Below are 8,084 nucleotides of genomic sequence, written 5' to 3'. Positions count from 1 at the left end.
AAGCGGGAAAAGTTGTCACCCCAAAAGAGATTTTTGAACAGATTAAAAAATATCGGTCTTATATGAAGGCTTCGGGGGGTGGGGTGACAATTTCGGGCGGTGAACCGTTGTTACAACCGGAGTTTATTGGCGAAGTTTTTCGGCTTTGTAAGCAAGCGGGGATTCATACAGCGTTGGATACATCGGGTTTTCCCAAGTTTGAAGATGCGAAAAAAGTATTAGAATTTGTGGATTTAGTATTGTTGGATTTAAAGGCATTTTATCCTGAAACCTATCAGGAAGTAACGGCCGTTTCCCTCGAACCTGTTTTGAGATTTACCCATTATTTAAACGAGATTAAAAAACCGACTTGGGTGAGATTTGTTTTGGTTCCCAATTTAACAGACAATCTCCAAGAAATTACTGAACTCGCCCAATTTGTCTCGACGTTATCGAATGTGGAGAAGGTAGAAGTTTTACCCTTTCATAAAATGGGCGAGTATAAATGGGAGGAAATGGGTTATGAGTACAAATTGAAAGATACTCCTGCGGCGACGGTTGAACAAGTTCAACAGGTGATGGAAATTTTTCAGCGGTTTGGGGTGAAGGTTGAGTAAATTTTTTCACCACAAAGACACGAAGACACGAAGGTTTATTCTTGGTGTTCTTTGTGTCGAGCGTGGTTTTTTATTCTTAATGAGGAAATTTTTTCACCACAAAGACAGGAAGGTTTATTCTTGGTGTTCTTTGTGTCTTGGTGGTTTTTTATTCTTAATGAGGGAGTAAATTTTTTCACCACAAAGACACGAAGGTTTATTCTTGGTGTTCTTTGTGTCGAGCGTGGTTTTTTATTCTTTCTATTTTTAAGAATTTAACAAAACAGATGAAAGCGACTCAACAAAAATAAATATTCTGTACTTGAAAAGTATAACTTCTAATTTTAGCACTTTTTTCGCTAACTTTCCCAAAAAATCTGAATACAGCCAAACTTTAGATCCTACCGGAAAAAAATATCGGATGCAAGTCAAAATGAAATCTTAAAAAGAATGTTAAGAATTTTGCCCATCTTTGAACAAATTGTCCGAGATGAAATAAGATAAAACATAGAGGCAAGTAGAGAAAACAAAGATGACTCTACCCGGTCGGTAATGCGTTACACTAAAGAGCGAAACAGCTCAGTTGTTTTTTTCCGTAGGCCAATAAGTAAACAATCCAAAACCTAAAGCTTGTAAACAGTCCCAGATTTTGAATCTGGCGTTCATCAACTCTTCAACCGAAATTTTATCTAAGGGAAAGATATGGTTAATTCAGTGACCAACATCGAAGAACTAGAAAACCTAATCACACGGGTAAAAGCAGCCCAACAAAAATATGCTTCCTACACGCAAGAACAGGTAGACTATATCTTCAAAAAAGCAGCCTTAGCAGCGAATGCAGCCCGAATTCCGCTCGCAAAAATGGCAGTCGAAGAAACGGGAATGGGGATCGTTGAAGACAAAGTGATTAAAAACCATTTTGCCTCAGAAATTATCTACAACAAATACAAAGCAGAAAAAACCTGCGGTGTCATTGAAGAAGACAAATCTTTCGGTTTCCAACGCATTGCTGAACCAGTGGGAATTCTTGCCGGAATTGTCCCCACAACCAACCCGACATCTACGGCAATTTTTAAAGCCTTAATTGCCCTGAAAACTCGCAACGCAATTATCTTTTCTCCTCACCCTCGCGCCCGAAATTGCACCAATGAAGCCGCCAGAATTGTCTTAGAAGCAGCGATCGCCGCCGGGGCGCCCGATGATATTATTGGTTGGATTGATCAACCCACCGTTCCCCTATCTCAAGCCTTAATGCAGCATCCTGATATTAAGCTGATTTTAGCGACAGGCGGGCCGGGAATGGTGAAAGCGGCTTATTCTTCCGGTAATCCTTCTTTGGGAGTTGGTGCGGGAAATACCCCTGCTTTAATTGATTCTTCTGCTCATATTAAAATGGCAGTTTCTTCAATTATTCTCAGTAAAACCTTTGACAATGGCATGATTTGTGCCAGTGAACAATCGGTTGTTGTTGATGATCAGGTTTATGATGCCGTAAAAGCCGAATTTCAAGCCCGAGGAGCTTATTTCTTAACCCCAGAAGAACGGGAACGTTTAGGGGAGAAAATCATCATCAATGGGCGTTTAAATGCGGAAATTGTGGGTCAACCTGTTGATAAAATTGCCGCACTGGCTGACATTACCCTCCCCGAAAATACCCGAGTGATTATTGGTGAAGTTGAAAATATTGACACGAACGAACCCTTCGCCTATGAAAAACTCTCGCCTGTGTTAGCCATGTATCGGGCGAAAGACTTTGAAGATGCGGTGGAAAAATCGGAAAAATTAGTGCAGTTTGGAGGACGCGGACATACAGCCGCCCTCTACACAGCGCCCTCCAATATTGACCATATTAAACGCTTTGAAGATGCCGTTGAAACTGCCCGTGTTTTGATTAATACGCCGTCTTCTCAAGGGGCAATTGGGGATATTTACAACTTCCGTCTTGACCCGTCTTTAACCTTGGGTTGTGGCAGTTGGGGCGGTAATTCAGTCAGTGAAAACGTCGAACCTCATCACCTTTTAAACATCAAAACCGTCGCCGAACGTCGGGAAAATATGTTATGGTTCCGTATTCCTCCTAAAATTTACTTCAAATACGGGGCGTTAACCACAGCTATTCGCGAGTTAGCCGGAAAAAAACGGGCATTTATTGTTACCGACAAACCCCTTTATGAGTTAGGAGTAACGGCGATATTAGAGGAGGTTTTGGAAGAAATCGGACTCAAATACGATGTCTTTTATGATGTTGAACCTGATCCCTCTCTCGATACAGTGGAACGGGGATTGGTGTTGATGAATACGTTTCAACCGGATGTAATTATTGCCATTGGTGGCGGTTCTCCGATGGATGCGGCGAAAATTATGTGGTTGATGTATGAACATCCTGAAATCGAATTTGACGGCTTGGCAATGCGGTTTATGGATATCCGTAAACGGGTTTATGACTTGCCACCGTTAGGGGAAAAAGCGATCATGGTTGCCATTCCCACAACATCTGGAACGGGTTCAGAAGTGACGCCATTTGCCGTTGTAACAGACCGTCGAAATGATATTAAATATCCCTTGGCGGACTATGCGTTAACGCCGAATATGGCAATTATTGACCCCGAATTGGTGTTAAATATGCCAAAAGCATTAACCGCATTTGGGGGGGTCGATGCTTTAACTCACGCCCTAGAATCTTATGTCTCGGTGTTGGCTTCTGAATATACTAATGGTTTAGCTTTAGAAGCCATTCGGTTAATCTTTAAATATTTGCCGAGTTCCTATCACAATGGGGCAGAAGATCCCAAAGCCCGCGAAAAAATGCACTATGCGTCTACAATGGCGGGGATGGCATTTGCTAATGGTTTCTTAGGCATTTGTCACTCAATGGCGCATCAATTAGGAGCGATGTTCCATGTGCCGCACGGGTTGGCTAATGCGTTGATGATTTGTCATGTGATTCGCTACAATGCCACCGATGCCCCGTTTAAACAAGCGACGTTTTCTCAGTACAAATATCCCAATGCAAAATGGCGTTATTCTCGGATTGCGGACTATTTGAATTTGGGCGGTGAAACGGAAATTGAGAAGGTTGATCGCTTGATTTTAGCCATTGAAGACTTGAAGCAACAAGTGGGAATTCCGAGTGCGATTAAAGATGTGATCAAAGAAAGTGAAGCGGAATTTTTAGCGAAAATTGATGAATTAGCCGATCGCGCTTTTGATGATCAATGTACGGGTGCAAATCCCCGTTATCCTCTAATTAAAGACCTGAAGCAATTGTATCTCGATGCTTATTATGGTCGTCCGTTAGTCGAAGCCCAACAAAATGGTAAAATAGTGATTCCAGAAGAACCGCAAGTTGTGGCGACAACCTAATCGTTAGATTCTTCTATTGTAGGGGTCATTGATGAATTACCCCTACCAGTTATCAATTCACTGTTTACTGGTCACTGGTAACAGTTCACTGTTAATAGGACTCCCCCTTCCCAACCCCAGGGAGGGGGGATATTGATTTTCAAGCCCTAAATCAATCCCGACAAAAAAACTCGGGTATGGTTGACCTGGTAAATTCACTGTGATATTGTTTTGAAATCAGGAATTCAAAAGACATCGTTCAACTAGAGGTTCAATCCATGACGGCACTAACAACTCACACTCAGACTACAGGTGCAACTTTCGAGAAACTCAAGTGTAAAGAGTGCGGCGCTGAATACGCCCTCGAAGCCAAACACGTTTGTGAAGTCTGCTTTGGCCCGTTAGAAGTTCAATACAACTACGACTTACTCCGCCAAACCGTGACTCGCGCAACCATTGAAGCTGGCCCGAAATCCATCTGGCGTTATCGCAGCTTCCTTCCTGTGGCCACTGATAATGTGATTGATGTCGGTACCGGAATGACGCCCCTAGTGAAGTCGGAACGGTTAGCCCGTCGCCTCGGTCTGAAAAACCTCTATATTAAGAACGATGCTGTCAATATGCCCACTCTCAGCTTCAAAGATAGAGTGGTTTCCGTCGCCCTCAGTCGTGCTAGAGAATTGGGCTTCTCAACGGTCTCCTGTGCCAGTACCGGAAATTTAGCCAACTCCACCGCCGCCATCGCTGCTAAAGCGGGACTCGACTGTTGTGTATTTATTCCTTCTGACTTAGAAGCCGGAAAAATCCTCGGGACTTTAATTTATAACCCGATTTTGATGGCAGTTCGAGGCAATTATGACCAAGTAAACCGCCTCTGTTCAGAAGTGGCAAATACTCACGGTTGGGGATTTGTTAATATTAACCTACGTCCCTATTATTCAGAAGGTTCAAAAACCCTCGGTTATGAAGTCGCCGAACAATTAGGCTGGAAACTTCCTGATCATATTGTCGCGCCAATTGCCTCGGGTTCTTTGTATACTAAAATCTATAAAGGATTCCAAGAATTTATCAAAGTCGGCTTAGTTGAAGATAAAGCAGTTCGCTTTAGTGGCGCCCAAGCAGAAGGCTGTTCACCTGTTGCCCAAGCCTTCACCGAAGACCGTGATTTTATCACCCCCGTTAAGCCGAATACCATTGCTAAATCAATTGCCATTGGCAACCCGGCAGATGGCGTTTATGCCCTAGAAGTCGCCCGGAAAACCAACGGTCATATTGAGTCTGTCAATGATGCAGAAGTGATTGAAGGCATAAAACTGTTAGCGGAAACTGAAGGCATTTTCACCGAAACCGCAGGCGGAACCACAATCGCCGTCTTGAAAAAATTAGTCGAAGCTGGTAAAATTGATCCCGATGAAACCACTGTTGTTTACATCACGGGCAATGGCTTAAAGACTCAAGAAGCCGTTCAAGGTTATGTCGGCGAACCGCTAACCATTGACGCTAAATTAGAAAGCTTTGAACAAGCCTTAGAGCGCGCCCACACTTTAGGCCGTTTAGAATGGCAAGAAGTTTTAGTGTAATCTAAAAAAACTTAGGGATGGGTGAATGAACCTGTCCCTAAAACTTGCCGAGTTCCTGACTGTAAATCTACTCAAACGTTACCTTTCAAAATCGACATGACGGTTAAAGTATTAATTCCAACTCCTTTGCAAAAATTCACCGAAAACCAAGCAAAGCTTGAATGTGAAGGCAGCAATATTCTTGAATTGATTGATTCTTTAGAAGCCCATTGTCCGGGGATTAAAAGTAGTCTTTGTGATGAAAAAGGTGAACCTCGCCGCTTCCTCAATTTTTACGTGAATAGCGAAGATATCCGCTTTCTCGAAGGAACAAAAACGGAACTCAAAGATGGGGATGAAGTGAGTATTGTTCCGGCAGTTGCGGGCGGTTAACGGAGAATTTTAACTGTAGGGGCGGGTTCAGTATAGATTTTTGTTTCCCATCAATAACCGATATAAACCCGCCCCCTAAAAAATAACGGATAAAATAATCCTGTAGAGGCAGGTTGAGTTCAATCTCTGAGATGATATTAAAGATTTTACAGAACCCGCCCCTACCGAAGTTCTATCATCCGTTTTCTCAAAATTTGAACGATGTATTCGGCAGCATGACCATCTCCAAACGGATTAATGGCTGTTGCCATTTTTTTATAAGCTTCTAAATTGGTTAATAATTCGGTTGCCGCTTCTACAATTTCTGTGGTTTCTGTTCCGACAAGTTTGGCAGTTCCCGCAGTAATGGCTTCAGGTCGTTCCGTCGTTTTTCGTAAAACCAAGACAGGTTTTCCTAAACTGGGAGCTTCTTCTTGTAATCCTCCCGAATCGGTTAAAACAAAATAACAGCGATCAATTGCCGCAACTAATTCACAATAATCAAGCGGTTCAGTTAAAAAGATTCTCGGATGATTTCCTAATATTTTTAGCAACGGTTCTCGTACAGTTGGATTTCGATGCAACGGTAAAAGTAACGCCGTATCGGTAAATTTATCTAAAATATTCAGAAAACTTTCAGCAATTTGAGTCAGAGGAGTTCCCCAATTTTCCCGACGATGAACCGTTGCTAAAATCAGCCGATATTGACTCTTGTTCAAATGAGCAACGTTTAACTCTGGTTGACGTTTCACCACAGATAATAACGCATCAATCACCGTATTTCCGGTATGATGAACTTCTCCCAAAACCCCCGAATTTCTTAAATTTTCTACCGCTTGCGTTGTGGGTGCAAAATGAAACTGAGTCAGTTGAGAAATTAAACGTCGGTTGGCTTCTTCAGGATAAGGATTAAAAATATCATTCGTGCGTAACCCCGCTTCAACATGACCTACAGGGATTTTCTGATAAAATGCTGCTAACGCCGCAGCAAACGCCGTTGTCGTATCTCCCTGAACGATAATAATATCAGGACGAAGCTGTTGAAATAAACCTTCTAACCCCTGCAAACTCCGCCAAGTAATATCCGTCAACGTTTGCGAAGTCTGCATAATTTCCAAATTATAATCAGCATTGAGGTTAAACAGTTCCATGACTTGTTTAACCATTTCTCGATGCTGACCTGTTAAAATAACCTGAGTCTCAAACTCAGAAGCCAGTTGTAACTGTTGGATGACGGGAGCCAGTTTAATCGCTTCAGGACGAGTCCCAAGGACAACAGCCACTCGAATACGAGAATTGATCATTGCACTAAATAGAGATACAGAGCAAACTCAGCAATCAGAAAATCGAGACAGATGTTAGAGTTGATACAGTTTTATACCCAGAAGACTTATTTATAATTCAAACAGAGTCACCAAATCAAACCCCTCAATCCAGACGTTAACGATTATATCCTTATCCTCCCGCCTCAAACCCATCCGTTACAACCGTTATCCCTTACAATATCCGTTTCCAAAAGCATTAACCTCAAACCCCCCAAGTTAATCTATCCGTTACAATATCCGTTTCCAAAGCCATTAAGCAAAACCCCCCCAAGTTAATCTATCCGTTACACCCCCGCCTCACAAAATCCTCACAATCTTTCGTTATCTTACAAATACAGATAAAAACCCAGATAAATCCCGCTAGTCGCAGTTGATAAAAAGGCTAGCCGATAAATCCCGTCAAACACTTAATAATCGACGGGTCAGTTATAAGACAGCTTCCAGAGCCATTTGCTTTGGGAGCTGTCTCGTTTTAGGAGTTTTTGACCTCACCAATGGAGCAAACTTTTCAAGAGAATGGTGCGGGCGCTGCCACGAGCCGGATAGGTGAAATCAACCCGATGACCTCTCCCCCAACCCCCCTTTTTAAGCAGGGTGTTTTCATTCTCCAAAATGCGATCGCTATCTTCAAAAAAAATAATAAAATTTTCCGGTCAAATTCCCTCTAATTTTCATCAGATAAGTTGGAAATATTAAGAATGAACAATTTTGATATTTATTAACAGCAAAAGATAGCCATTGTCTCAATTGATAAGACTTTATGGCTGTTTATTATTAAAGATTTTTGATTTTTTTTGAGAAAAATAGTTTTAAAAACTCAATTAATTCAAGCGATCGATAAAATTTTTTCCCAATTATTTTCTAACCATGACTGTCCCTATTTTATTGAACTAAAACCCAAACTTATGTAT

General features: G+C 41.9%; 5 protein-coding genes. 4 read left to right on the top strand and 1 reads right to left on the bottom strand.

The features are described 5' to 3' along the window. The 4 genes from pflA to WN50_RS09055 all read left to right on the top strand — a co-directional run. The coding region (gene pflA / locus WN50_RS09070; protein ID WP_049558834.1) for a pyruvate formate-lyase-activating protein at nucleotides 1–596 on the top strand (596 nt) is incomplete at its 5' end. Nucleotides 597–1,277: 681 nt separating this feature from the next. Continuing rightward, nucleotides 1,278–3,938 carry a bifunctional acetaldehyde-CoA/alcohol dehydrogenase gene (adhE, locus tag WN50_RS09065; protein ID WP_046278000.1) on the top strand — a complete coding sequence of 887 codons (2,661 nt, stop codon included), beginning with the start codon at nucleotides 1,278–1,280 and terminating at the stop codon, nucleotides 3,936–3,938. A gap of 257 nt (nucleotides 3,939–4,195) precedes the next feature. Beyond that, on the top strand, nucleotides 4,196–5,497 hold the full coding sequence (gene thrC / locus WN50_RS09060) for a threonine synthase (RefSeq protein ID WP_046277999.1): 1,302 nt from the start codon (nucleotides 4,196–4,198) through the stop codon (nucleotides 5,495–5,497). Nucleotides 5,498–5,593: 96 nt separating this feature from the next. Beyond that, nucleotides 5,594–5,869 carry a MoaD/ThiS family protein gene (locus tag WN50_RS09055; RefSeq protein ID WP_046277998.1) on the top strand — a complete coding sequence of 92 codons (276 nt, stop codon included), beginning with the start codon at nucleotides 5,594–5,596 and terminating at the stop codon, nucleotides 5,867–5,869. Between the two features lie 161 nt (nucleotides 5,870–6,030). On the opposite strand, the gene wecB is transcribed toward WN50_RS09055, so the two are convergent. Next, nucleotides 6,031–7,152: a non-hydrolyzing UDP-N-acetylglucosamine 2-epimerase gene (gene wecB / locus WN50_RS09050; RefSeq protein ID WP_046280180.1), complete on the bottom strand. Its 1,122-nt coding sequence runs from the start codon at nucleotides 7,150–7,152 to the stop codon at nucleotides 6,031–6,033. Between the last annotated feature and the right edge of the window lie 932 nt (nucleotides 7,153–8,084).

The organism is Limnoraphis robusta CS-951 (assembly GCF_000972705.2).
This window is presented reverse-complemented; position numbering and strand designations above follow the sequence as displayed.

Bases quoted from the DNA above. Each gene is read 5' to 3' on its own strand.
- adhE (WP_046278000.1), top strand. From the start codon at position 1,278: ATGGTTAATTCAGTGACCAACATCGAAGAACTAGAAAACCTAATCACA.
- thrC (WP_046277999.1), top strand. From the start codon at position 4,196: ATGACGGCACTAACAACTCACACTCAGACTACAGGTGCAACTTTCGAG.
- WN50_RS09055 (WP_046277998.1), top strand. From the start codon at position 5,594: ATGACGGTTAAAGTATTAATTCCAACTCCTTTGCAAAAATTCACCGAA.
- wecB (WP_046280180.1), bottom strand. From the start codon at position 7,152: ATGATCAATTCTCGTATTCGAGTGGCTGTTGTCCTTGGGACTCGTCCT.